A 24,702-nucleotide genomic window follows, 5' to 3' on the forward strand; every position below is an offset into this window, starting at 1 on the left:
TCTGAACCTGGCCAAGACGCTTTAGTCAGCAAACGTCCAATGGAACTTCATTGGAAGATCCTTGGAAGGCACTACGAGGAGAATCTCCTCTACATGCAAGGAATTGGAACTTTGGAACTTTAGATCGACCTGCTTAGCAGCACTAGAGGCAGCTCTTAGATAGAGCTGCCTGACACTGCATCTCTGTACCGATCCAAGCTGTCAATCCAAAAGTTCCAAAGTTCCAGTTCCCTTGCCGCACCACCAAACGACGCAGCGACGTATTGACGATCCCCAAAACCGATAGCTAACAAAAGGATCGCATCATGCGAGAAGCAATCATCTATTCCCTACTCGACCAGACTAAGCTCCATATCCACCTTCCCGATGGTGGCAAGTGGGTTCGTTCGTACCTCAAGGAAATCTTGGGCGAAAGAGCTGTACTTGACTGGTTCGAGGACAGCAACAACACAGTATGGTGGGAGGTTTCCAAAACCCACCGTGAGAAGCTCACAAACGCCCTTCTAACGCGCTATCAAGGTGTGTGGGTAGTCCAGGACCACCGAATAGCTCAGGCCTGCACAGGGTCCTGCAGGAGGGCCAAGACCGCCGATTGCGAATGTTCGTGCGGAGGCCAATTCCATGGCGGAACACCAGACGGTGGGACCGTTGCCGCTGACTTTCTTGTAGATTCTGCCACCAGACGAGTCGGGAGATACTACGTCGGAACATAGGATCTGCTCAGCGAGGCCAAATGCCGCCCATAACGGCGATACTTCCAAGAGCCTACTTCCAACGGCGATACTTCCAAGAGGGAAGGTTCCATGAGTAGACGGTTCCATGAAATGGAGCAAAAGTTGACAACTGGTTATGTTAGGAATTATCCACACTAGTCCGAAAAACACCCTAGTGCTGGTCTCCTAAAAGCGACCCTAAAAGTTTCCAAAACCTACCCGCATGAAGCCAGGTGGCCACGCGAAGTCAGAGGTACTCAGTGGGAATGGCTTCATACGTCGGTCGGTTTTGGTAAATCGGGTCGTTCTCGTTGTGGCGGCTAATACCACACACCTGACACACCAATGTGCAGTCCTCAGAGCAGTCCCTCACCTGGCTTCCTGAGGAGAATAACGAGCTGGCGTGGTTATGACAACGGGCAGTTTCTGGCGTCGGGGTTTTCTGATCTGTTACGACTGCAAACATTTTCATTTTGGCCTCTCCAGAGGTTTTTTGTGGACAGGGAACACGTAGGTCACCTGTCCACTGTGAAGATCAGCCTATCCATACCGAGCAAGACAGACATCTTGTGTTTCTGGAAGAAACTTTTGTAAGTCACGGCCCCTGCTTTGGGCCAGTTTTACAAAACTTTCTCCGGTAACGCGGCCCTTGCAGGTTCAGACTGCAGGACTAAGAAAACAGGCGTAGGATCCCGAAGCAATCAACCAACAGCTTCATTACCGAGAAAGTCCCGGCCCTAAGAGATGCCCAGGGCCGGGACGTTCAGCCGGACTCGCCGGTCAAACCGGCCTCTGCTAGCCCGCTAAGTAGCGATAAACCGTTGCTCGCGAAACGCCAAGCATCTTACCGATGTCACTCGCACTGAGACCCTTTGCCTTAAGGCTGGCGGCCCGAGCAGCGGCTGCGTCGTCCACTTTCCTCGGGCGGCCACCATGTCGATTGTTCAAAGCAGCGACTGCAAGCCCAGCGCGCGTTCGTTCTACCATGGTGTCCCGCTCCAACTGAGCAAATGCCGCCATTATCGTTAGCATCGCCGTTCCCATAGGCCCATTCGTATCAAGGCCTTCGGTCACTGAGCGAAAACCGACTTCTCGCTTCCGCAGCTCCTCGACGACTTCGAGAACGTGGCGGGTGTTCCGCCCGAGCCGGTCCAACTTCCACACGGTCAGGACGTCCCCGCTCTCCAGACGGTCGAGAGCTCTTGTTAGCTCTGGACGTTCGGTTGCCGTGCCACTTACGCCCTGGTCAGCATAAGTCCGAACAGCGCCGGCCTCCTTCAGGGCAGAAAGTTGCAAATCGAGATTCTGCTCGACTGTCGAAACTCTCGCGTAACCAATGACTGCCATATGCCGCCCTATCTAAGAATGCCGTATCAAACAGTGTTTTGAGACTACCTGTTTTGAGACGGCATTTCAAGATTACAAAATTGGCTAGAACGCAACATCCACGACTTTGGATACTCCAGCCCCTGATCGTCTTAAAAAACGATCGTTTTTAAGACTCCTCCTGTGAGCCGTCGAATTCCCGAATTTGCTTTGAGGAGGGAATCAACCTCTCTTACTTGCGGGCGAGCGCGTACGCGAGCCCGTAGTTTGAGGCTCTCTGACCAGCACGCTCACAAGCCTCACCAGGAAGGTATTTTGAATAGCCTGCCGGAAGTTCCTTCGTCGTGAAGCGTAAGAACAATCTCGTCCGGATTGAGGAGATGAACACCAGAAGTTGATGATGGCGGTAAGTCAGAATCGATGGCAGTCATGATGATCTGTATACCGAGGGCGGCATGCTCCCGGTAGACCTCCACAAGTTTTTCCTTTTTTCTCGAATCGAGAGATTCGAAAGCGCCGTCGTGATACACAAATCTGGGGAACCCCGAGCCCAAGTGTGCAGACAGAACGGCCAGGTCAAATGCCATACACATCAATTTCTTGTAAGTGTTCCCGCGCCCCTGCGACGTGGCGGTGTCCTTCTGATTAAGAATTTCCGCGCTGAAGTCCACATGACCTTCCCCGTTCAGCCGGGCCGACAGGAGCGCATGAGAACCGGTAACGGTGTAAATGATGTCGTTGAACCTGTCCTGAATCTGCCAAAAGAGACTGTCTGTGTCTTCAATTTGCGCCTTTAGTTCGTCACTCAAGACACCCTTCTTGCGAGTCACCTCCGCTTCAGCTGCTTGACGATCAGCGCTCAACTCGTCAATTCGGCTCAAAGCCTCTTTCTTCTGGTTTAGTACGGCAATCTCAGATGTAAGGCCGACTAGTTGCTGAGAAACTTCACGGTACTTAGCCAGCGAGTCACTGTTGCTCAGAAATGAAAGGAGCTCAGTCCTGCGTGCCCCCAATATCTCTAGCTCAGATTCAACGTTGGCCAGGGCAGCAACAAGATCCGCCTGCTCCTCTTCAAGATAGCCCCGTCGCTCAGTGCCGATCTGCTGGTTGAAGCGAATGAGGGACTCAAAGTCCCGCACTATCTGCCCTTCAAAGATGACACTCGCCTCCTCAAACAGGGCAGAGACTTCGGCCACGTCAAAATTGATTTCGCGCTCAACTAGCGCGAGTTCAACCTTTTTTAGTCTTTTCGTAAGGCCGTATCGCTCTTCGTTAAGGTTTGCGGTCCGCAAGTCGATGTCATCAACGAGTTCGGTAGTTCTGTCAGCGTCCTCGGCACCGAAGTCAAACTCGGCCAGAAGCAGCTCACGCTTGCGAAGGTCCTGAGTCTTGATCCGGAGTAAGCCTTCAATATCCGCCAAGCCCGAGGAGTTCAGGCTGCTCTCAGCATGGATAACGGCAACCTGGCCGTTCTTCTGGTCTAAGGCAACTTCGGCTTCGTAGACATCGCGGATGGACGCTGCTTCGAAACCTAGGATATGAGCAAGAAAGGGTTTCCAGACGACGTCCCGCGTGCTGGCGTTCTGTACCTTGAAGACGCTTCTATAGCTATCTTGGGATCGGAGGAGGTAGGGCATCTCCTTGCGGTAATCGAACGGTGCAAGGGCGCCCAGATCAAGAATTCCATCCAGGATCGTCTTTGCCTTCGCGAGAGGTAGATTCCAGTGGTCCCACTCCTCTTGTTGCAGGGCCGAATAATCTTCCCGTCGTTGCGAGTGACGTTTGATACCGATACGAGTATGTGTAGAAGCCGAACGGCGCACCGTAACGAAGCTGCCATTTTCTAACGCAATCTCAATAAAAAAGACGAACGGACTAAATGTTGTTGCATGACGGAACAGGAAGAACTCTGATGAACGACCCTTGAGCAAACAAAAGTCGATCAGTCCCCCGAGAGTTGTCTTTCCCAGGTTATGAGTATCACGATCTTTGTTTTCAGGTAGACGGATCTCGCCCAGGACGACGTTGAGTCCGTCCCGGAAGTCGATGCGCGTCAGTTCGGCTGGCCTATTGGAATATAAGGAAGAGAGTTTCATCACGGGCCCACATATTCAAGAGTATCGTTTTTTCGCCTGTATTCGATGAGACCAAAGAGATAGAGCAGGTTAAGTGCCGGGATCACTAAGGAGGCAAGGGATTGATCTTGTCCCAATGCCCGAGCCCTAGCATCCTCGAAAGAGACGGATCTCTTACTGCGCAAATACTTAAGTAGTATCGCCGCCACTGCTACCACCGTCTTGTCCGGATGGGAATGTTTAGTCGGCCTCAGCATCACTGGTTTCTCCAATGTCGCAGTGCCAGTACATGTAAAAGACTATGACCCTCGTAAGCCTCTTGAACCTACGCAGCAGAGGATTGCGACTGAATAGTAGCTCGAGGAGGTACTCAAGTACGTCATCGAAGTTCTCGAACAGCGAGCGCTTCGAAAGGATCCGCGCTTGGAACTCATCGACCACAGACTCGTATAGCCTCATTACATCGGCATTGTCTGGGGACTCTAGGAATTCTTGGATTCTGAAGCAATCAGCAAGATACCTTCGTCTCCGATCCTTGGCATACGAATCAGTCAGTCTGTTCAAACGATTTTTTTCTGCATAGCTGACACGGTCCACTGGAATATCATCCACGGCGGCCAATGCAGCCGGTGGCAGATCTCCATGCAGTGCCTCAATTATCTCAGCTAGCTCGTTGGAGTCGACCAAGAGCGGTGCGTCCAAGGCAGCGATCTCACCTACACGCGCAACATCCGGCCAGGTCTTAAGATGCATATCTAGCTGATCGCGGCCGCATAGATATATGGACTCTTCGGCAAGACCGGTTTTTAAAGAGATGTACGTTCGGATTTCACTCTCAGCGTTGCCGCTGAGTATCCGATTCGCAAAAACCATGTAATTATCCAGATTGCCACTCTCAATAAGTTTGCTTACCCGGACAACTTCTTCAGTGAGAGTGGCCGACTGGCCGCTTGCACTAAAAAAATCCGGCTCACTGAAGTACTTATTGTTCCCATTCGTATGCTTTGCCTGAACTATGGTCTTACCCGACCAAGGCGAGCGTGCGCTGGGATGCAGGTCAGCAGTACCATGGAACTTGGCGTCACGTCCGCCGTCCGGCCCAGGCGCGAACCCGATCACCCCGTAACCAAGCAGGCGCTGGCATATGGCAATCACGAGATTTTCAAACCCCGTCGGGGACATATCTTCGTAGTCGTACCATTTCATAGCCGCCCCCAAATACTCTTCTCGTGGTGCCTAGGTCCACACCGATAAGACTACCGACACTGGCCCTCGCTCTAGCTACCGGCACCCCGGAGGATGGAAATGCGACAGACGGAGTCCGAGTAAGTTACCCGTACTCGGACTACTTGGAGACGCTTTCGTCGGCCGATGAGGGCGGTCCCCAAGGCCAGCAAGCAACTAAACGTGCAGACCCAGAATCGTCGACTGTTACTCCAGGGGATCCAACAACCTTGGGTGTAGGTCTGAGATAATACCGAAGTCTCTACGAGCGCTTTTCAGCTTCGCCGATGTCACCTGCAGCAAATTTGCGGCGGCGTCAAAGCCTAGTTTCGTCATAGACGGATCCTTCGAGTTCCGCACAAGGTATAAACGTTCAGGGTCAGTCCAAGGATCGGCGTAGAACTTGGCGTCTTTGAGCATGCTCTTTACTGTTTCAAACGAACAGCCCATCTTGGATGCAATTTGGTTCCGCGTGTAGCCTCCTTCTTGGAGTCGAAGGGCCTGCTGAGAACGCGCCAAGCGCTCGTCCTTGGCGACCTGATTCTGTTGCGGCAACGCGTTCAGCCCGTTCGCTGCAAGTACACTCTTGATCCTGCGATCCGAACAGCCAAGTTCGCGGCGCATCCTTGCTAGGGAAGCTCCATTGGCGTGAAGGTTCAAAACGCGTTCAGCGAATACTTCTTGCGCAGCTGCCACTACGGCACGTTTTTCTTCTTCCAGGCGCTCACGTTCAAGTCTTGCTTCTTGGCGTGCTGCCTGTTTTTCCTCCCGAATGCGTTGGCGTTCCTGCTGGTCAACGTCTATAAGACGACGATAGAGGGCCGTCGGATACCGGTCCTCCAAACGCGATCCCCGGCTTTTGTGCCAATTTAGGCTCGGTGCCAGGTGTTTTTTGGACCTCAGGAGCCGCACATCTGCCGCGCTCAAACCATAACGTTCTGACTCTAATATGCGACTGCGTGCCTCGCTTGGGAGGGCTGCGATGACAGCATCACATTCTTTGAACAGGCCCAGGTCTTCCATTAGCCGTTCTGCATCTTCAAATCCCGGCAGTAGCACGGTCAGTCCGATCGTTCCCTCACCATAGGTGTGAACGAATCCGTCAGCATAGACAGCCGAGCCCGCCCGGTTGTAAGCAAAAACGACGTCGTGCCACAGGCCGGAGTCTTCCGCGGAAATGTAACCAACCCTTTTGCCTTCGAGGTGAAGCGCTACGGCCCATCGGTCGTAAGGATTTCCCGGCTCAGGAACTAGTTCAAACTCAATCTGATCCCCGTTCTTATGACCGGAAAAATTTTGAACGTGATAACTGGCTCCACGAACATAGTGATTATCTATATACGTCTTCGGCTTCAATTGAGTCCTACCGCCCGGACGAACATACTCGTCTGCTGGCGGCTTATAGCTTCCCATTGGGAGACGCTCCCCTATCCCCTCGCACTTTTTGCTGGCACATCTGTATCCAGCCACTTCCGACGAGATTATCCGAACAAAGCGCAAATAATGAGGCGGCAGCGCCGAGGAGAATTACTGGAGTTGCACAGCCCTGAGGACGACTCGGTCTTAGCGTTGTCCACGGAGCCCCGTTCTTCGGCTTGGCCCGCTTGCAACAGGATCTATGCTGACATCCATGGCGATTAACGAATGGTGGAAGTCCGACAGCCGCGAGCGCTTTTGGATGGAGATTACTAACCGTGACCCTATCGGTGAGAATCTGATCGCCCCGCAAGTGAACGATGCAGGCCGAGAAGAATGGTCGTACGAGACTGTTCGTCATGTTCGCCCAGGCGACATCGTCCTTCATTGGCGGAAGAACCATGGCCCCGCCTTGACCGGCTACTCACATTGCAGCACTGAACACTTCGCCTCTTCACTGGAGTGGCATAGCAGGGGTAGCTACGGGCGTCAGCGTCCGTCAACTGGACAAGAGGACGCCTGGGAGGCATTGCTACAAGGATACCGGGAACTTGAAGTCTCAGTGCCCCTTGAAAGAGTTCGAGCCCTGGAACCCACTCTGAGAACCGTCCGTGACGAGCTCATTTCCATATATGGCAAGGAGCCACTCTATTTTCCTTTCGCAATATCGGACAAGCGCCCGATTCGTGCAGCCCAGGCATACCTAGTGAAGTTCCCTGCGGCCCTGGTAGACGCCATTCCAGAACTCAGAGAGCTCGCACAAATTGCTGTAGACGAGCCCGCTGACGAGCCGAGGCCGAGAACGCCCCGAAGCCGCTCGAAGAATAATTCTTCCGGGTACGGACGCCAGACAGATCCCGAGCGTCGTAAAGCCGTTGAAAGGTACTCAGTGGGGCAAGTTATCGAGCACTACCAGAGTCTCGGCTTCGCCACCACGGATGTGGGCGCAACAGAAGCGTGGGACGTAACCGCCACGCTGGGGGAAGTAGAGGTGCATATAGAGGTGAAGGGCAGCACAACAGACAGGCTAGCCATAGACATTACGGAAGGTGAAGTGCGTCATGCTGAAGGGCAACCAACCATGCTCATCGTCATCGACCAGATACAGATGGATTCTTCATTGAATTGTTCGGGAGGCCGCTGGCGCCACTGGTCGAACTGGGTTCCTGACCGGGCCGCGCTCGTTCCCACGGCCTACAGACACCCTTTGATCAACAGTGGAAGAAACGGAAAGCCGTCGATCGCTGCACAGATCGAGCTGTAGTGATGTTTCCTGCCCTAATGGATGCAGAAACCTCGCGGCTGGTACTAGTCGCCGCAATATCGGCCACTGCAGCCCTGGTGGCCGGATTGGGTGGAGCGACGCTTACGGCGATGATCCACCGTAAGAACACAAAGGACACCCTTGCGGCTGCCCGTGAGGACGATGAAAGGCGATGGCACCGTCAGGTAGACCGCGAGCATCGCCTTTGGCTTCGAGACACCAAACAGCAGGCCTACGCAAAGTTTGTCTCCGCCGCGACAGCCGCTGCTAGCCATGCCTACAGCCTTGACCCTTCCTACGCTCGTAACGCGTTGGTGACCTTCGACGAGGTGAGACTCGTTGGCCCCAGCGAGGTCCGAAGTGCCGGGAAGAAGGTGATCGACCAGATTCTGGAAATTGGCCGGCTGATCTCAGCCAAACATTCGATGGACCCGGAGCCGGACGCTAACGCACATGTGCTACAGCAATTAGCAGAAGAAATCAGTGCAACCATCGACGAGCTTGGAAGGCTTATACGAGAGTTTGTTTCTCTTGCCCGAAAGGATACGGGAGCCGAACCAGAGGCATCGGAAGCTTGACTAAGGACTTTGGCGCCGTGACCTCCAGCTAGACCAAAGAAGGATCTCACTTAAACAGGTGAGGTCCTTCTTGTTTTCAGCGTTTAAGAGACTGTCAGCCTTCTAGAACAGGGTCTTCAGACTTGTAGGCCGTTCGGTACAGCTCGGCGTACCGCCCCTCGGCAGCGAGGAGTTCGGTGTGGGTCCCGCGTTCCACAATCCGGCCGTCCTCCACCACCAGGATGGCGTCCGCGGCGCGGACGGTGGAGAGGCGGTGCGCAATCACGACGGCGGTGCGCCCCTCGAGTGCAGCCCCCAGGGCAGCCTGCACGGCAGCTTCGTTGGTGGAGTCGAGCGCTGCCGTTGCCTCATCGAGGATGACCACCCGGGGCTGGGCGATCAGCAACCGGGCAATGGTGAGCCGCTGGCGTTCACCGCCGGAAAGCCGGTAGCCGCGCTCCCCCACCACGGTGTCCAGCCCGTCCGGGAGTGACCGGATCATGGACTCCAGCCGGGCCTGCCGGATGACCTCCCACATGTCGGCCTCGGTGGCGTCCGGGCGGGCAAGCCGCAGGTTCGAGGCGATGGTTTCGTGGAAGAGGTGGCCGTCCTGGGTCACCATGCCCAGTGTGTCCCGGAGCGAGTCGAAGGTGATGTCCCGCAGGTCCACCCCGGTTCCGGGAGTAGTGCCGCCCAGCCGCACTGCGCCGGAGTCCACGTCGTAGAGCCGGGACAGCAGCTGGGCAATGGTCGACTTGCCGGCGCCCGATGAGCCCACCAGCGCCACTGTTTGTCCCGGTTCCACGCGGAAGCTGATGCCGTGCAGCACTTCTTCCCCGCCGCGGGTGTCCAGCGTGGACACCTCCTCCAGGGAAGCAAGCGAGACTTTGTCTGCCGAGGGGTAGGCGAACCGGACGTCGTCGAACTCCACGGCCACCGGGCCGGCAGGAACGGTTACGGCGTCCGGCTTCTGCTGGATGAGCGGTTTGAGGTCAAGGATTTCAAAGACGCGTTCGAAGCTGACCAGGGCACTCATGATCTCCACCCGCGCGTTGGAGAGCGCCGTAAGCGGGGCGTACAGCCTGGTGAGCAGCAACGCCAGGACCACCACGTCGCCCGCCGCCAGCTGGCCAGTGATCGCCAGCCAGCCGCCCATTCCATAGACCAGTGCGAGCGCGAGCGCAGAAACGAGGGTCAGGGCCGTGACGAAAGTGAACTGCAGCATCGCGGTCCGTACTCCGATGTCACGGACACGTCCGGCGCGGACGGCGAATTCCCGGGATTCCTCGTCGGGGCGCCCAAAAAGCTTGACCAGGGTGGCTCCGGGGGCGGAGAAGCGTTCGGTCATCTGCGTGCCCATGGCGGCATTGTGCTCCGCCGCTTCGCGCCGCAGGTCCGCGAGTTTGGAGCCCATGCGCCGGGCAGGGATGAGGAAGACCGGCAGCAGGATCATCGCCAGGACCGTCACCTGCCAGGAGGTTCCCATCATCACGATAAGGGTCAGGACCAGGGCCACCACGTTGCTCACCACACCGGACAGGGTGCCGGCGAACGCGGACTGGGCACCGATCACGTCGTTGTTCAGCCTGCTGACCAACGCCCCGGTCCTGGTGCGGGTGAAGAAGGCGATGGGCATCTTCTGCACGTGGTCAAAGACCCTGGTGCGCAGGTCCACGATCACGCCTTCGCCGATCGTGGACGAAAGCCAGCGGCTTACCAGGCCCAGGCCTGCCTCAGCTACGGCCACGACGGCGATCAGTACGGCCAGCCTGACCACTTCCCCGGCGGCGGCCTTCGCCACGATGGCGTCCACCACCTGTCCGGCGAGGACAGGAGTGGCTACGGCGAGGAACGCCATCACCACGGACAGGGCCACGAAGGCGATCAGCTTTCCGCGGTGCGGCCGGGCAAAGCCCAGGACACGCTTCAGGGTGGCCTTCGAGAATGGCTGGGACCCGCTCTTTGACCGGGTGATCTTGTACAGGGAGCTCCAGGCCACTCCTTCCATGCTCATTGCTGCTGCTCCTCTACCATTCCGTTGTCCACATTCCAACGTACATCCAGCCGTACGTTTTCCAGCAGCCTGCGGTCGTGGGTGACCAGCAGCAGCGCGCCCTCGTAGCTTTCCAGGGCTTCTTCGAGCTGTTCAATGGCCGGCAGGTCCAAGTGGTTGGTTGGTTCGTCCAGGACAAGGAGGTTCACGCCCCTGGCCTGCAGGAGGGCCAGGGCCGCCCTCGTCCGCTCGCCAGGTGACAGGGATTCCACAGTCCGGGTCGTATGGTCGGCTTTGAGTCCGAACTTCGCCAGGAGCGTGCGGACCTCGGCCGGGTTCAGGTCCACCAGGACTGCCTCCACGGCGTCGGCCAGGGTCAGGTTGCCCCCGAGCAGTCCGCGGGCCTGGTCGATCTCGCCAATGGCCACGGAAGCACCCATCGCAGCACTGCCTGAGTCAGGCTCGACGCCGCCCAGCAGCAGGCGCAGCAGGGTGGACTTACCGGCACCATTGGGGCCTGTGATTCCGATGCGTTCGCCGGCGTTGAGCTGCAGGTTGACGGGCCCAAGGGTGAAGCCGCCCTGCCGGACCACGGCGTCGCGGAGCGTTGCCACCACCGAGCTGGAGCGCGGCGCTTTTCCGATCGAGAACTGCAGCTGCCACTCCTTCCGCGGCTCCTCCACCACGTCCAGCCGTGAAATCCGGGATTCCATCTGCCGCACCTTTTGGGCCTGTTTCTCTGAGGATTCCGTGCTGGCTGCGCGGCGGATCTTGTCATTGTCCGGGCTCTTCTTCATCGCGTTCCGGACGCCCTGGGAACTCCATTCCCGCTGGGTCCGCGCCCGGGACACCAGGTCGGCCTTGGTGGCCGCAAATTCCTCGTATTTCTCCCGGGCGTGCCGCCTGGCAACGGCCCGTTCCTCCAGGAAGGCGTCGTAGCCGCCGTCGTACACGGCCACGGCGTTCTGCGCCAGGTCAAGTTCCACCACAGTGGTGACGCAGCGGGCAAGGAACTCGCGGTCATGGCTGACCAGCACAACGCCGCCGCGCAGGCCGGTGACAAAGTCCTCCAGCTTGGCGAGGCCTTCGAGGTCAAGATCGTTGGTGGGCTCGTCGAGCAGCACCACGTCGAACCGGCTCAGCAGCAGCGCCGCCAGCGCCACCCGCGCTGCCTGCCCGCCGGAAAGGCCGGTCATGGCCGCTTCCGGACCGGTCTCCAGCCCAAGGTCTGCCAGGACAGCGGGAAGCCGGTCATCAAGGTCGGCAGCACCGGAGGCCATCCACCTGTCGAAGGCCAGCGCATAGGCGTCGTCCGCGCCGGGAGCGCCGCTGCCAAGGGCCTCAGCGGTGGATTCCATCTCGGCGGTGGCCTGGGCACAGCCGGTGCGGCGGGCAATGTAGCCTGCCACTGTTTCACCTGGCACGCGTTCGTGTTCCTGGGGAAGCCAGCCAACGAAGGCGTCGGAGGGGGCCAGGCTGACAGAACCTTCCTGCGGCTGGTCCACACCGGCGAGGAGCCGCAGCAGCGTGGATTTCCCGGCTCCGTTGGCACCCACCACGCCCACCACGTCCCCGGGGGCCACTGTCAGGGAGAGCCCGGAGAAAAGCTGCCGGTGGTCGTGGCCGCCGGAAACGTCCTTCGCTACGAGGGTTGCAGTCATGGTTCTATCCTTTCGCCACTGCGTCCGCAGCGGGTTTCCTGCCCGAACACTGGCTGGCAGGGCCCTGACATTTACCCGGGAGGAAGGAGCGCGGGCCGCAGGACATGAAAGAACCCGCTGGTCCGGACTTGGGGGGTGTACGGACCAACGGGCTCGACCATCAAGCATAGTCGAAACGGCAGCACGGGTAAAACCGCCGGGATGCGGCGCGCTAAAATCGACACACCATCCGTTCTGCAGAGAGCCGTCCATGACCCTCCCCGCCAAGGCGTTCCAGCGCTGGCTGCAAGGCATTGCGCCCGACGCCAGCACGGCTGACGTCTGCAGGATCTCAGGGATCAAGCGGACCACCCTGGCCCAGCAGCTGGTCCGTGGGAAAGTCTCGGTCAGCACTGTGGTCAGCATCAGCCGCGCGTACAACGTAAATCCGCTTTCGGCCCTGGCCACCTTTGAGGCCTACCAGGACCTGGCCGGTCCCCAGGTTCCGCCCAGCCGTTGCGAACTTGTCAGCCAGGTTTCCACCCCCGACCTCCTGCGCGCTGTCCTTGCCCGCCCGGCGATGGAGCAGGCCGGCGCCTCCGGGACTGCGTCCCCGCCTCTTTCCGCTGCCCCGCACGCCACCTCGGTAAAAAACTGGGTTGACGCAATCGACGACGGCGAAGTGCGGCACCGTGTTTCCGCGGCCACCGGGGTGGCGCCGCAGAACTATTCAGCGCAGCTGACCGCCAACCGGCTGTCGCCGGAGCTGGCGCTTGCCACCGCGCTGGCTGCCGGCGTTGGACCGGCCGGCGGCCTGGTGGCCACCGGCCTGATCACCGAAGAGGAAGCGGGCTGGCCGCCGGGTGCGCGGCAGGCCGCCCTGGACAGCCTGTCCGACGGCGACCTCACCGCCCTGGCGGGCGACAGGCTGCAGGCATTGGGGAAGGTGCTGCGCCGCCAGGAGCAGGACCAGGCACAAACGGAAAAGATCTGGGAGAACCTGGGATGATCGAAATCCTTCAGTGGTCCACGCTTGCCACCTGCGGACTCATCGCTGCAGCCCGGGTGCCCAGCGCCGTCCGGGGAGAGAACAGGTCGCTGTTCTACATCTTCGGACTGATGACCGTCGCCATCCTCCTGAGCATCGAGAAGCCCTACGTGGCCATCGACCAGGCCCTGGGCGGCATCAACCTGGCCAACCTCCTGCTGCGCTTCATCATCTTCGCAGCCATCTACTTTGTCGGAATCCGGGTCACCCGCGGATTCGGTGCAGACAGCGCGTACCGGCGCATCACGGGAAAAGCCGGCATGGTGGTGCTGCTGGTCATTTCCCTCGCCCTGGTGGTCCTGTTCTTCATGATGGACACGGTCGGCTCTTCGGCAGGGCTTGCAGCTGTGTCAGAAAAGAGCGAACGGAACTTTGTTCTTGTGGAGTACTACGGAGCAGCGGGAAGGGCGTATCCCGCTTACATATCCTTGGTGCTGCTGCCCGCCATGGTCCGTGCTGTCCGGGGCCGCCTGCCCATCCTCGTGCGGATCGCTGCCGCGCTCCTGGCAACGGGTGGAGTGGCTATCGCCTTGACACTGCTGTTTCCCGTGGTGCCTCCGGAGTGGGGGGCGGTGGAGTTCGTCATCAATTACACGGCCGTACTGTGCTTCGTCCTTGGCCTGGCGCTGATCTGGGCAGCAAGGGTTAAAAATAGCCGGGTCTCACCCGCCAAAAGGACATATACCGAAAAGTAACCATGCTGGCTTTCACAAATTCATTAGAATGTGAAACAATCATGAATGTGTGAAGGTGGAGCGCAGGTCGTTTTCGAACGGGGATAAATTCCAAAACGTTGGCCGCTCCGGGGGCCTTCACACCTATTGGGGGGATGAGTGGTGGCGGCCGTTGGGGACCGCCCCCACTCAGCCTAGTTAAAGCCCGTTTTGGCCCGTCCTGCAGGTGCGGGCAGCACGGAGCGCCCAGACCCGCACAGCGGTTGAGCTACGTGGTGGTTGCCCCGCGGGCGAACCGCAGGGTCACCAGCTGGAATGGCCGCAGGCCCAGTTCCGCTCCGTCAGCGCAGGTCCTCACACCCGCGGCCTCGAGGGGACGCTCCAATAAATCGACCGACGTGACGCCCTCTACGGCGAAGTTCGCGGTCAGCTTTCCTGCCGACCGCTGGCCCAAGGACTCGTAGAGGCGGACAACCACGTCCCCGGACCCATCCTCCGCCAGCTTGACGGCTTCAATCACCAGGGCAGGGTTGGTCACGGAGAACAGCGGTTCCACCGGGGAACCGCCGCGGACCACCCGGGGATCAAGGTTCGTTCGGTAGCCTTCCTCAACGGCGTCGGCAATATCCGCGCCCGGACGGATGGTGACGGTCAGCTCATGCAGCCCGCGGTCCGCCTCCGGGTCGGGGAACTTGGGAGCGCGCAACAGGGACAGGCGCACCGTCGTGGTGGTGCCGCCGTCGTCGTCCCTGATGGTCCGCGCCACGTCGTGGCCGTAGGTGGAGGCGTTGGAAATCGCCACACCATACCCCGGCTCCGCCACATGGATCCACCGGTGCGCACAAATCTCGAACTTTGCCGTTTCCCACGACGTATTCGTGTGGGTGGGCCGGAACACGTGGCCAAACTGTGTCTCTGCAGCAGACCTGTCTGCCCGGACGTCCAGCGCGAAGCCCAGCTTCAGCAGCTTCTCGCGTTCCTGCCAGTCCACCGACGTGGTGATGGAGAGGGACGGGCTGCCCGGTGCAAGTGCGATCCGTTGGGTGATGGTGGACGCGCCAGCCAGCCGCTCCACCAGCACGACGGCGGCTGCCCCTTCGTGAACCAGCCGGACGGAAGAGGCCCGGGTCAGTGGCCTAACGTTGCGCCGGTAGAACTCGTCGATGTCCCAGGCGTCCCATTCGTTGGGAGTGTCGCGGTGCAGTTCAAGGAGGTTGCCCCTCTGGCCGGGAGCGATCGCTTCCCGGCCGCTGGCGTAATCCACCAGCGAGGCGAGAAGCCCTTCCGCGTCCAGGACGGCGCGGATGACGCCGTTGTCCAGGACAAAGCCCCCATTCTCGGGGTTGGCCTGGACCACACCCCCGGCTGCAGCCGGCTCGCCTGCGGCCAGTGCAGGCACGCCGTCCCGGGCGTGTGGGGCAGCGTTCAGCAGGAATGTCCGCTCGCCGCTGCCCAGCACGGCGGCGGCAGCCCCGCCGATGATGGCCTCAAGGGCATCGCGGACAGCCTGGTAGTTGCGCTCGGCGTCGTGGTGGACCCAGGCGATGGAGCTGCCGGGAAGGATGTCGTGGAACTGCTGCAGGAGGACCAGCCGCCACAAGCGCTTGAGTTCCGCAGCCGGGTAGGCGAACCTTCCGCCGGTCCGCACGGAAGCCGTTGCGCACCACAGTTCTGCCTCCCTCAGCAGGTGCTCACTGCGGCGGTTACCCTTCTTGGTCCTGGCCTGGCTGGTGTAGGTTCCGCGGTGCAGCTCGAGGTACATCTCGCCCACCCAGACGGGCAGGACCGGGTAGTCAGCCTCGGCCTGCTCGAAGAAGCTTTCCGCAGAGCCGATCCGGACCTTTGGGGAACCTTCCAGGTCCGCGGCTCGTGCGGCAGCCGCCAGCATTTCCCGCGTGGGTCCGCCTCCGCCGTCGCCATAACCAAACGGCACCAGCGACACGGTGCCGTGGCCGTGGTCGCGGTAGTTCCGCTCCGCGTGGGCAAGTTCGCGTCCGCTCAGCTCCGAGTTGTAGGTGTCCACGGGCGGGAAGTGGGTGAAGAGCCGGGTTCCGTCGATGCCCTCCCAGTTGAAGGTATGGTGCGGCATCCTGTTGACCTGGTTCCAGGAGATCTTCTGGGTCAGGAACCAGCGGCTGCCCGCGGACTTGACGATCTGCGGCAGCGCAGCGGAGTATCCAAAGGAATCCGGCAGCCAGGCCTCATGGCAGTCCACACCGAATTCCGCGAGGAAGAAGCCCTTGCCCTCCACGAACTGCCGGGCCATTGCCTCACCACCGGGCATGTTGGTGTCCGATTCGACCCACATCCCGCCGACCGGAACGAACTGGCCGGCGCTGATCTTCTCGCGGATGCGGCCGAAGAGTTCGGGATAGAACTCCTTGATCCACGCGAACTGCTGGGCCGAGGAGCAGGAAAACACAAAGTCCGGGTTCTCGTCCATCAGCGCAACAACGTTGGAAAACGTCCGGGCGCATTTCCGGACAGTCTCCCGGACCGGCCAGAGCCAGGCGGAATCTATGTGGGCATGGCCGGTGGCTACCAGTTGGTGCGCAGAGGCATATGCCGGCCGGGCAAGTACGTCCGCGAGCACTTCGCGTCCTGCGGCAGCGGTCCCGGCTACATCGTCCGGATCCATGATGTCCATCATGCGCTCGAGGGCCCTGAGGATCTCGTGCCGCCTGGGCAGTTCCAGGGGCAGTACCGCCATGAGGCCTGAAAGAGTCGAAATATCCTGCTGCAGTTCCCAGACGTTCTGGTTCAGTTCGGCGATGGCAATGCTTCCGAGCCTGTACTGCGGCGCCGTACCGGCCGTTGACTTGTCCCCATAGGGCGTGGGGGCGAACGTCCAGCCCTGGGCCACGTCCGGATTCGCCGCAGCTTCAACGTAGAAGTCCACTGCCATGCCGCCACCCAGGAGCTTCAACGGGATGTACTGGTTCCGGGGTGAGACGGCCTTGATGATGGTACCGTCCGGGCGCCAAACGATGCCCTCGCACTGGAAGCCGGGAATTTCAACGGTGAACCCAAGGTCCACGAGCACTTCAACGGTGGTGTCCGGTTCCGTGCCCCACGATTCGGGGACCTCACCCTGGAGACGGAGCCACTTGGTGCCCCAGGGTTTCCCCCACAGCGCGCCCTGTTCCTGCGGCTGGAACTCCTGCCGCATAGCTTCCAGCGCAGGGACCGGTTCATCCGGGACGTCCCAGCTGCTCAGCGTGAGGGGAAGGGTCCGGCTGTAGACCGCAGGGGTGATGCGCTCCCGCACGAACCTGTGCAGGCGCACTTCCGTGATCCGGCGGTCGTCATGCAATGTGTGCCCTCTTTAGCGTTTGGGACTGGATCCTGGTGTCCATTCGATGGATAAATCTACCCGGTGGCAAGTCTTTTACCAACCCTTTCGAAACCGTTTCCCGGGACTGTTGCCGGGGCAACAGACAGGCTGGATGGGTGGGCGGTGAAACGGCAGGGCGGCTGGGTTGGCAGGCCGGCTGGGCCGGACTACGAGACTACGACGGCGCAGCCGCCACCGGCCGCCGTATCCTCCCGTCGCCTGCGTAGATGTTTAGGCTGGTTCCCCTGCTGAAGCCGGCAAGTGTCAGGCCGCTGGCCTCGGCCAGTTCCACTGCAAGGCTGGATGGCGCACTGACGGCAGCAAGGACGGGTATTCCGGCCAGCGCAGCCTTCTGGACAAGCTCGAACGAGGCCCGTCCCGAGACCTGGAGGACCGTGCCGCTGAGAGGCAGCAGGCCCTCACGCAGGGCCCATCCCACCACTTTGTCCACGGCGTTGTGCCGCCCCACGTCCTCCCGAAGGCACAGAAGGTTCGCGCCGCCGTCGTCCTCAATCCGGAACAGCCCGGCAGCATGGACGCCGCCGGTGTCGTCGAAGAGGCGCTGGGACTTCCGAAGGATGTCCGGGAGCGAGGCGAGCACTTCGGCGGAAACGCTCAGCGGATCTGCGGCGGGACTGTAGTGCGAGGACTTGCTGACGGATTCGATGGAATCGGTGCCGCAAATGCCGCACGAACTGGAGGTGTACACGTGCCGGCCCATGGACGGAGCCTCTACATCCGGCCGTAACTGGGCCTCGACCACGTTGAAGGTCTGCACGCCGTTTTCGTCTTCCCCTGCGCAGAAGCGCAGCGAGACAAGTTGCCCGGAATCCCAGATGACGCCCTCGGACACCAGGAACCCGGCCACCAGGTCGAAGTCGTGGCCGGGGGTCCGCATGGTGACGGAGAAGGACATGCTGCCCAGCCGTATCTCCAGCGGCTCCTCCACCGCAAGGACGTCCTCCCGGTACCGGACCGGAAACTCAAGGGCATTCGGCGAGCCATCCAGCACATACTTGTGCACCTTGCGGCGCTGGGTTACGCGTCCCATGTCCCACCGTTCCTGTTCATGATTCCATCATCGCAACCGCCCCGTGGTGATGCCAGCGCAGCCGGCCGTTCCCGGGCTTGGTCAGCCAAGGAGTTCACTCCAGTCCACCGGGCCGGTGGCCGCCGGCTTGGCAGCTGTCCTGCCTGTCCTTCCGGCGCTGCGCGTCTTTGGCTTGGCATTGGGGTCAGGGGGCGCCGGGATGGGCGGCCCCCAGGGCAGGGCGAAGGCTGGCACCAGCTCACCGAGCTTCACCCCGTGGGGAGGAACAACCATGACGCCGTCGGCGGAGGCCAGCCCCCGCATCATGCCCGGCCCGGTGTGCTGGGCCGGCGAAGCCATCCCGTACAGCAGCCGGAACGGCATGAGGCGGGTGCGTCCCGGCTCGGGCTCGAGGGTGGTTCCGCACGGCACCTCCTGTACCGTCGGCATGCTGCCGTGCCCCAGCGCCGCCAGCAGCGGGGCCCCTACCGTGGACAGCGCAATCATGGCGGCGAGGGGGTTGCCCGGCAGGCCCAGCACGAAGCGCCCGTCCGGAAGTTCAGCCAGGACGGCCGGATGCCCCGGACGCATGGCTACGCCGTCGATGATCAGCCGCCCGCCCAGCTCAGCTACGGCCCGGCGAAGGTGGTCGGTGCCGGATTTTCCGGTCCCGCCTGTTGTGATGACGACGTCGGCAGGCAGGTCCGGTGCCCCCGGCACCTCCGGGACCACGTCCTCCAGCGCGCCCAGCCACTCCGCATAGGAATCGCCGATTCTCTGCTGCCCGCCGGGGATCCCGCCCAGCATGCCCACCACTGCCGGCAGCTGCGGGCCGAAGGTGTCCCGCACCTTGCCGGGGACGGGCACGCCGCGGCCAACCACCTCGGAGCCGGTCAGCAGAAGCCGGACCAGGGGCTTTCCCTGGACCACAAGTTCGTCATATCCCGCCAGGGCGGCCAATGCCAGGTGGGCGGGGTTGAGCACCACCCCGGCCTTGACCAGGACGTCGCCCTCGGAAGCCTCCTCCCCCGCCTTCCGTACGTGCTGGCCGTTGCGGGGCTCGCCGGGGCGGGCCGTCCCGCCCGTCACCAGGATGGGCAGTCCGTCCTCGTCCCTGTCCAGCCGGGCGCTTTCGCTGCGCAGAACAGACTTGCCACCCGCGGGGATAAGTCCTCCCGTGGCGATGGGACTGGCCTGGTGCGGGGCGAGGGGCGTTCCGGGCTCAACCAGGATCCACGGTCCGGTGCCGTTGACCGCCCAGCCGTCCATCGCCGACGACGCATAGTGGGGCATGTCCTGCAGCGCAACGATGTCCTGGTCCAGTTTTCGTCCGAGGGCAAGCTCCAGCGCAACCGGCCCGGCGGGAATAGGCTGGGCAGCGTCAAAGGCGGCCCGCCGGGCTTCGTCCCACGTGTGGTCGAGGTGCCGTGGATGGTCGGCTTCGGGTTTGCTCGGTTCCTCCTTGGCGTCGCTGGTCATTCGCCGGGAGTCCCGGCGGCTTCAGCATCGTAGTCGGTGGCCAGGGTACGGGCCACGGCCAGCGCGGATTCCATGGAAGCGGCGTTCGTTGCCTCCCCGGTTCCCGATGCCAGCCCTGCGGCATAACCCGCAATAAAGGTGGTCAGCGGGGCAGCCGGACGGACCACCGAGTGGGCGGCCACACCGGCCAAGGCAAGGATGGCGTTGACGTCCACCTGGACATCCTCAAGCTCATAGGCCTGGAGCAGGGACCTGCACCACTCCTCCAGCGTTTCATCCTGACTTTTCACGAACGTGCCTCCCAAGTTAACTGCGGCTGCGCCGGCCCTGGCCCTTGTCCTGGTTTCCGGCGGCAATCCCTAGTGCGGCGGCATCATCCCACGTGTCCACGTCTGCCGTGGAACCTGCGGGGACGGTGACAGGCTGCACCTCCAGCGTAGCAAGGAGGGAGCGCACGGAGCCGTTGATTAAGGCACCGCGCGACGACAGTTCCGCCGCTGACTTTATTAACCCGGCCGTGCGGTAAATGCCGGCCAGCGGCTGGAGGACACCGTCACCCGAACGGGCCATGACGCCGTCATTTTCCCCCGGGGTCAGCGCGTCCTTCAGTGCCGCCACGGCGTCCTGGACCAGCGGCATATCGCACGCCAGCACCAGGGTGTACTCCGATGTGCTGGTGCCGTGCCGGGCAAGGGCGTCCAGTCCGGCCGCGATGGCTGCAGCCGGACCCGCGAATTCCGGCTCTTCACGGCACCAGATCACCCCGGGAGCGGAAGATTCCGGCCGGGGACCCACTATCACGGTGCTGGAGGCACCTGCGGCAGCAGCAAGCGCACGCTGCAGGAGAGTGGCGTGGTGGAAGACAAGGTCCTGTTTAGGCTCTCCGCCCAGCCGGGACGACCGGCCGCCGGCCAGGATGAGGGCATCGAAGGGCAACAGGTTCTCTTCCACTCCCCCAGCCTAGTCACCAAGGGCATGGCGCGGGGTGGGGTCAGGCGGCGCGCTCGGGCAGCAGGAACGGGTCCCAGGCAGGGGTGGGTTTTTCGAGTTCCTTGATTTGCCAGATGGTTCCGTGCGGAGGCTCCGGGACGAAGCGCAGCTGCCATCCCATCTCGGCCGGAGTGTGGTCGCCCTTGACGTTGTTGCAGCGCAGGCAGGCCGCCACCAGGTTCTCCCAGGAGTCGGCACCGCCGCGGGACTTGGGCTGGACATGGTCGATGGTGTGGGCCGCTTTTCCGCAGTAGGCGCACCTGTGGCCATCACGCCTCAGCACTCCGCGGCGGCTGACAGCCGTGGCCTGGTTGTATCTGGGACGGATATAGCGGTTGAGGAGGATAACGGACGGCCGCCCCAATATCTCCTGGGGTCCCACCACGGGATCGTCACCCTCGGCAACCACACTGGCTTTGCCTGTGAGCACAAGCACCAGCGCCCGGCGGAACGTGATGACCGCCAGCGGTTCATATCCAGCATTCAGAACGAGAGTGCGCATGCACGTACCTCTTCACGGCCGCACCCGTCAGGGGCACGAGGGCCGGCTGCCCTCGGCATGTCCGGGCTATGGATCGACACCACAAGAGTAAACATAGAAGCGCACTATCAGCTAATCGCTGTTTTCCAAAACTGCCGTGTCGGGTCCCTTGGCAGGCTTTACCCGTGCGTCTGCGGGCTGCACTCCGCCGGCGTCATCCTTAAAGGGAAGAACCCCTGCCGCGGGGCAGGGGTTCTTCGTGCCGTCCATAGGGGACGGCGAATGTGAGGCTCGTTAGTTCACGCGGATGAAAACGGGGCCGGAGCCAACGTTGGCGCTGAATACCACCGTCTGGTTTCCGTTGTATCCACCGTGGACCGCCTGGCCATTGCCGGCATAGACAGCGATGTGGGCCATGCCCGCGCCACCGTCGGCGTAGTAGATAAGGTCGCCCGGCTGGGCTTCCGCGGCGCTTACGGTGCGGCCCAGGGAGAGGTACCCTGCAGGCCAGTCGTGGAAGTTGATGCCCACTGCGGCCAGGGAGTTGGTCACCAGCATGGTGCAGTCCTGGGTGACGCCCAGCTGGGCGTATGCAGCGGAGAGGATGGCTGCGCCCTTGCCGCTGGCGGAAGCGGCAGGAGCTGCAGCGGGTGCAGAGGCGGTGGTCACCTTGGCGGTCACCTTGGGGGCTGCAGCAGGCTGGACGACGGCGGGAGCCGCCGGCTCGGCTTCCTCGACCTCAACAGGAGCGGGCTCTTCTTCGACAACAGGCGCAGGCGTGGTGGTGACGGCCGGCTTTTCGAAGGTGATGGCGATGGTGGAAGCGGCGGAGATCGGCGCCTCGACGGAGGACTCAACTTCCAGGGTGGACGCCGGAGCGGAGTCGCGCTGGACGCTGGAGTCTGCCGCGTTTGCGGCGATGCCGCTGGTCAGCACCAGGCCGGAAGCGGCAGCAATAACCGCTGCCTGGCGGCCCATGCCACCGGCGTTGCCGCCGACAGCCTTGGCGATTACTGCGATTGAGTTGGTCTTGGTGACTTCGGCGCGATGCCGTGCGGTGGCACGAGTAGTCATCAGTTCTCTCTTTCGTTTTCCTCAGGCCGTTGTGGGCACCAAGGGGTTTGGGCGTGCCGGCATCTTGGGGGTACGCCGGCACGCCCCGAACGGGGATGTGGTGTTTGCGGAACGCGTGATGGAGCAAAGAAATAGTTCTTGGGCCCGAAGGCCCAAGAACTATTTGTTAATGGTGAAGAAGGCGGAGCTTCCGGTGGCGGCCACCGAGTGAAGCAGCGTGCCCTGGGACGGGTTGAGAGCGCTGATCATCATGCCGTTGCCGACGTAGATGCCTACGTGCGCGCCACCGTTCTGCATGACCAGGTCACCCGGCTGCGGGGTGGAGGTGGGCGTCATTGCCGTCCAGGCGTTGACGCGCGGGATGCTGATGCCGGCCTGGGCGTACACCCACTGCGTGAAGCCGGAGCAGTCCCAGCCGTTGGGGGTGGTGCCACCCCAGACGTAGGGACGGCCGATGCCAGTGTACGCAAGTGCGGCAATGCCGGAGGTGGAGGCCGAGGAAACCGTTTCGGCAAGCTTCTCAGCTTCAGCTTCGGGAGCTGATGCGGTGGAGGCCGTCCGGGTTCCGGCAGCAGTCCGGCTCTCGGAATCGGTCGACTGTACCCGCACAGGTGCCGGCTTCGGAGCGGCGGTGGTCTTCACCACGGGACGCTCGAAGGAGACGGTGGCGGTGGGTGCTGCAGTCACCGCGAGGGCGGACTGGGCAGACCCGGACTCGGTGGAAGCGGAAACGCCAGCGGTAGTGTCCGCGGCGCTGGCAGGCAGGCCCATGCTGAGGATGAGACCGGAAGCGGCTGCGATAACGGCAGCCTGGCGACCTACTGTCCCGGCATTGGCACTAACAGCCTTGGACACGGTGTCCAAGGGGTTGGTACGAACCGTTTGCGCACGGTGGCGCGCAGAATGATGGCGTGAAGACACGAAGGTAGCCTCTCCCAATGCCTGCGAGGTGAGCTGTCGGATTCGGATGGGAGTCACCCGGCCACTCCGCTTCCAAGGAAGCTTTGCGACTTAACCCCAAGGCCTTCGCTGAAGCAAAGACCAAAATTGGTTCCCCCGCCCCTGCCAGACGATGAAATGCGAACGGACCTTGAGCGGTGGCAGAGCTAGGCAATCCGCACAAGAGCGTCAACTTCGGAAAAGTTGACGCGAGTTAGACGGTACAGCAGTTTTCGTTGAATGTCACATTCAGGTCACGGCGGGTCATGATGATTCGATAGCCGTCCCTCATTTGACTACAGCCAACCCGTGGGATCGACGACTTCGCCGTTGACCTGGACCTCGAAGTGGAGGTGGCAGCCTGTTGAAGCACCCGTGGTACCGCTGAGCGCCAGGACATCGCCGCGGGAGACCGTCTGGCCCTCGGTGACACTGAAGGACGAGAGGTGGTTGTAGGTGGTCTCCAGGCCGTTGCCGTGGTCCACGACAACGCGGTTTCCACCGCCGTACTGGTGCCACCCGACGAACGTCACGGTGCCGGCTGCGGCTGCCAGGACCGAGGTGCCGCACTGGGCCACGTAGTCCTGGCCGCGGTGGAAGTCACCGGAGCCGCCGGTGATCGGGCTGACCCGGTAGCCGAACGGGGAGGCAGTGGACAGCGCGGCCAACGGGGCTCCGAGGCTTCCGGCCGAGGCTGCGCGGGACACGGAACCGGCGGACTGCGCGCTGAGCAGCTGCTTCAGCTTGCCGTCGGGATCCGCCTGGGTCACCACGGCAGAGCGGCTGAAGTCGATCTGCGCGCCGGCCTCGGCGGATACCTGTGGCTGCGGGGTAACAGCCGAGGCTGCCACGGGGGTGACGCTGCCTGCATTGTCGGTGGCCATGACGGGGCTGGTTGCCGGAACGGTCACGGTCAGCACCAGCCCGGTGGCAGCCAGCGCGATTCCGGCTTTCTGGCCAATGCCGCTGGCGGAGGCAAATTCTGTGATCTGCCGGAAGGGACCTCGACGGCGGCGTGCATCACGGTGCGGATCGCGGGGGCGTTCCGTGGTGATGACCTCGACAACGCGCGGCGTTGGAACGGGGGCGGCCGCGCGGCGGCGCCCCTTGGGGGTCTGCATGGACAAGAAGGGTTCCTCTCTGGAAAGCCTGCGAAGTTAGCTGTCGGATTCGGGTCAGAGAGTTCACAGACCCGGTCCGCCTGGGCAAGCTCGGCACAGAGGTATCCCCGGAAGGATCCAACGCTGGAAGAGGCTTGCTGCTGACGGACTTCACCCCAAGGCAGTCCCCCGTCTGCCGGTTGTGGTTCCCCCGCCTCTGCCAGTAATGACTCGTGCACCTGATCCGCTGGCAGAGCTCGGCTCCGGATCAGGTAACGCTTTAGTATCTACGCTTGGGTCTAACTATAGGGCCAGAAGTCCCAAAGTAACAATTCCGTTATCTTT

General features: G+C 61.5%; 20 protein-coding genes and 2 riboswitches. Of the genes, 4 read left to right on the forward strand and 16 right to left on the reverse strand.

The window, feature by feature from the left end; genetic code table 11:
- Positions 1-1,508: 1,508 nt before the first annotated feature.
- From HTS88_RS14625 to HTS88_RS14640, 5 genes are all read right to left on the reverse strand, one after another.
- Complete coding sequence (locus HTS88_RS14625) at positions 1,509-2,060, reverse strand: recombinase family protein (protein ID WP_174179584.1); 552 nt, start codon at positions 2,058-2,060, stop codon at positions 1,509-1,511.
- A 278-nt stretch (positions 2,061-2,338) separates the two neighbouring features.
- Entirely contained in the window at positions 2,339-4,135 is a 1,797-nt protein-coding gene (locus HTS88_RS14630) for a DUF2326 domain-containing protein (RefSeq protein ID WP_246256349.1), read from the reverse strand.
- Complete coding sequence (locus HTS88_RS22415) at positions 4,135-4,371, reverse strand: ABC-three component system middle component 8 (RefSeq protein ID WP_343044978.1); 237 nt, start codon at positions 4,369-4,371, stop codon at positions 4,135-4,137. The genes HTS88_RS14630 and HTS88_RS22415 overlap by 1 nt, the downstream gene beginning before the upstream one ends.
- A complete protein-coding gene (locus HTS88_RS14635) occupies positions 4,355-5,320 on the reverse strand; it encodes an ABC-three component system protein (RefSeq protein WP_174179588.1) in 966 nt (321 codons plus the stop codon). The genes HTS88_RS22415 and HTS88_RS14635 overlap by 17 nt, the downstream gene beginning before the upstream one ends.
- A gap of 225 nt (positions 5,321-5,545) precedes the next feature.
- The gene (locus HTS88_RS14640; protein ID WP_174179590.1) at positions 5,546-6,751 is read right to left on the reverse strand and encodes a hypothetical protein; all 1,206 of its coding nucleotides are present in this window, start codon (positions 6,749-6,751) and stop codon (positions 5,546-5,548) included.
- A 217-nt stretch (positions 6,752-6,968) separates the two neighbouring features.
- Between HTS88_RS14640 and HTS88_RS14645 the strand changes: the two genes are divergently transcribed.
- Together HTS88_RS14645 and HTS88_RS14650 are read left to right on the forward strand one after the other, a co-directional pair.
- Positions 6,969-8,018: a hypothetical protein gene (locus tag HTS88_RS14645; protein ID WP_174179592.1), complete on the forward strand. Its 1,050-nt coding sequence runs from the start codon at positions 6,969-6,971 to the stop codon at positions 8,016-8,018.
- A 17-nt stretch (positions 8,019-8,035) separates the two neighbouring features.
- On the forward strand, positions 8,036-8,596 hold the full coding sequence (locus tag HTS88_RS14650) for a hypothetical protein (RefSeq protein WP_174179593.1): 561 nt from the start codon (positions 8,036-8,038) through the stop codon (positions 8,594-8,596).
- A 94-nt stretch (positions 8,597-8,690) separates the two neighbouring features.
- Here the strand turns inward: HTS88_RS14650 and HTS88_RS14655 are convergent, their stop codons facing one another.
- On the reverse strand, positions 8,691-10,589 hold the full coding sequence (locus HTS88_RS14655; protein ID WP_174179595.1) for an ABC transporter ATP-binding protein: 1,899 nt from the start codon (positions 10,587-10,589) through the stop codon (positions 8,691-8,693).
- Entirely contained in the window at positions 10,586-12,229 is a 1,644-nt protein-coding gene (locus HTS88_RS14660; RefSeq protein ID WP_174179598.1) for an ABC-F family ATP-binding cassette domain-containing protein, read from the reverse strand. Before HTS88_RS14660 ends, HTS88_RS14655 begins: the two co-directional genes overlap by 4 nt.
- Before the next feature lie 250 nt (positions 12,230-12,479).
- Between HTS88_RS14660 and HTS88_RS14665 the strand changes: the two genes are divergently transcribed.
- On the forward strand, positions 12,480-13,217 hold the full coding sequence (locus tag HTS88_RS14665; RefSeq protein WP_174179600.1) for a hypothetical protein: 738 nt from the start codon (positions 12,480-12,482) through the stop codon (positions 13,215-13,217).
- Positions 13,214-13,951: a hypothetical protein gene (locus HTS88_RS14670; RefSeq protein ID WP_174179602.1), complete on the forward strand. Its 738-nt coding sequence runs from the start codon at positions 13,214-13,216 to the stop codon at positions 13,949-13,951. The genes HTS88_RS14665 and HTS88_RS14670 overlap by 4 nt, the downstream gene beginning before the upstream one ends.
- 247 nt (positions 13,952-14,198) lie before the next feature.
- Here the strand turns inward: HTS88_RS14670 and HTS88_RS14675 are convergent, their stop codons facing one another.
- The 9 genes from HTS88_RS14675 to HTS88_RS14710 all read right to left on the reverse strand — a co-directional run bounded on the left by HTS88_RS14675 (position 14,199) and on the right by HTS88_RS14710 (position 24,378).
- The gene (locus HTS88_RS14675; RefSeq protein WP_174179605.1) at positions 14,199-17,243 is read right to left on the reverse strand and encodes an alpha-mannosidase; all 3,045 of its coding nucleotides are present in this window, start codon (positions 17,241-17,243) and stop codon (positions 14,199-14,201) included.
- 196 nt (positions 17,244-17,439) lie between these two features.
- A complete protein-coding gene (gene fdhD / locus HTS88_RS14680) occupies positions 17,440-18,315 on the reverse strand; it encodes a formate dehydrogenase accessory sulfurtransferase FdhD (RefSeq protein WP_174179607.1) in 876 nt (291 codons plus the stop codon).
- 81 nt (positions 18,316-18,396) lie between these two features.
- Positions 18,397-19,773, reverse strand: coding sequence for a molybdopterin molybdotransferase MoeA (locus HTS88_RS14685; RefSeq protein ID WP_174179609.1), 1,377 nt, complete (start codon positions 19,771-19,773; stop codon positions 18,397-18,399).
- Positions 19,770-20,063 (reverse strand): DUF6457 domain-containing protein, encoded by a 294-nt coding sequence (locus tag HTS88_RS22195; protein WP_251423884.1) that lies wholly within the window; start codon positions 20,061-20,063, stop codon positions 19,770-19,772. Before HTS88_RS22195 ends, HTS88_RS14685 begins: the two co-directional genes overlap by 4 nt.
- 16 nt (positions 20,064-20,079) lie before the next feature.
- Positions 20,080-20,724 carry a molybdenum cofactor guanylyltransferase gene (gene mobA / locus HTS88_RS14690; protein WP_343044979.1) on the reverse strand — a complete coding sequence of 215 codons (645 nt, stop codon included), beginning with the start codon at positions 20,722-20,724 and terminating at the stop codon, positions 20,080-20,082.
- A gap of 40 nt (positions 20,725-20,764) precedes the next feature.
- Positions 20,765-21,265 carry an HNH endonuclease gene (locus tag HTS88_RS14695; protein ID WP_174179610.1) on the reverse strand — a complete coding sequence of 167 codons (501 nt, stop codon included), beginning with the start codon at positions 21,263-21,265 and terminating at the stop codon, positions 20,765-20,767.
- A 273-nt stretch (positions 21,266-21,538) separates the two neighbouring features.
- Positions 21,539-22,318 (reverse strand): NlpC/P60 family protein, encoded by a 780-nt coding sequence (locus HTS88_RS14700; protein WP_174179612.1) that lies wholly within the window; start codon positions 22,316-22,318, stop codon positions 21,539-21,541.
- A 159-nt stretch (positions 22,319-22,477) separates the two neighbouring features.
- On the reverse strand, positions 22,478-23,173 hold the full coding sequence (locus tag HTS88_RS14705) for a C40 family peptidase (protein ID WP_174179614.1): 696 nt from the start codon (positions 23,171-23,173) through the stop codon (positions 22,478-22,480).
- 70 nt (positions 23,174-23,243) lie between these two features.
- Positions 23,244-23,417, reverse strand: a riboswitch (cyclic di-AMP (ydaO/yuaA leader).
- Positions 23,418-23,553: 136 nt separating this feature from the next.
- Positions 23,554-24,378, reverse strand: coding sequence for a M23 family metallopeptidase (locus HTS88_RS14710; protein ID WP_174179685.1), 825 nt, complete (start codon positions 24,376-24,378; stop codon positions 23,554-23,556).
- Positions 24,379-24,388: 10 nt separating this feature from the next.
- Positions 24,389-24,605, reverse strand: a riboswitch (cyclic di-AMP (ydaO/yuaA leader).
- Positions 24,606-24,702 lie beyond the last annotated feature (97 nt).

It is taken from the genome of Pseudarthrobacter oxydans (assembly GCF_013314975.1).
GTDB lineage: Bacteria > Actinomycetota > Actinomycetes > Actinomycetales > Micrococcaceae > Arthrobacter > Arthrobacter oxydans.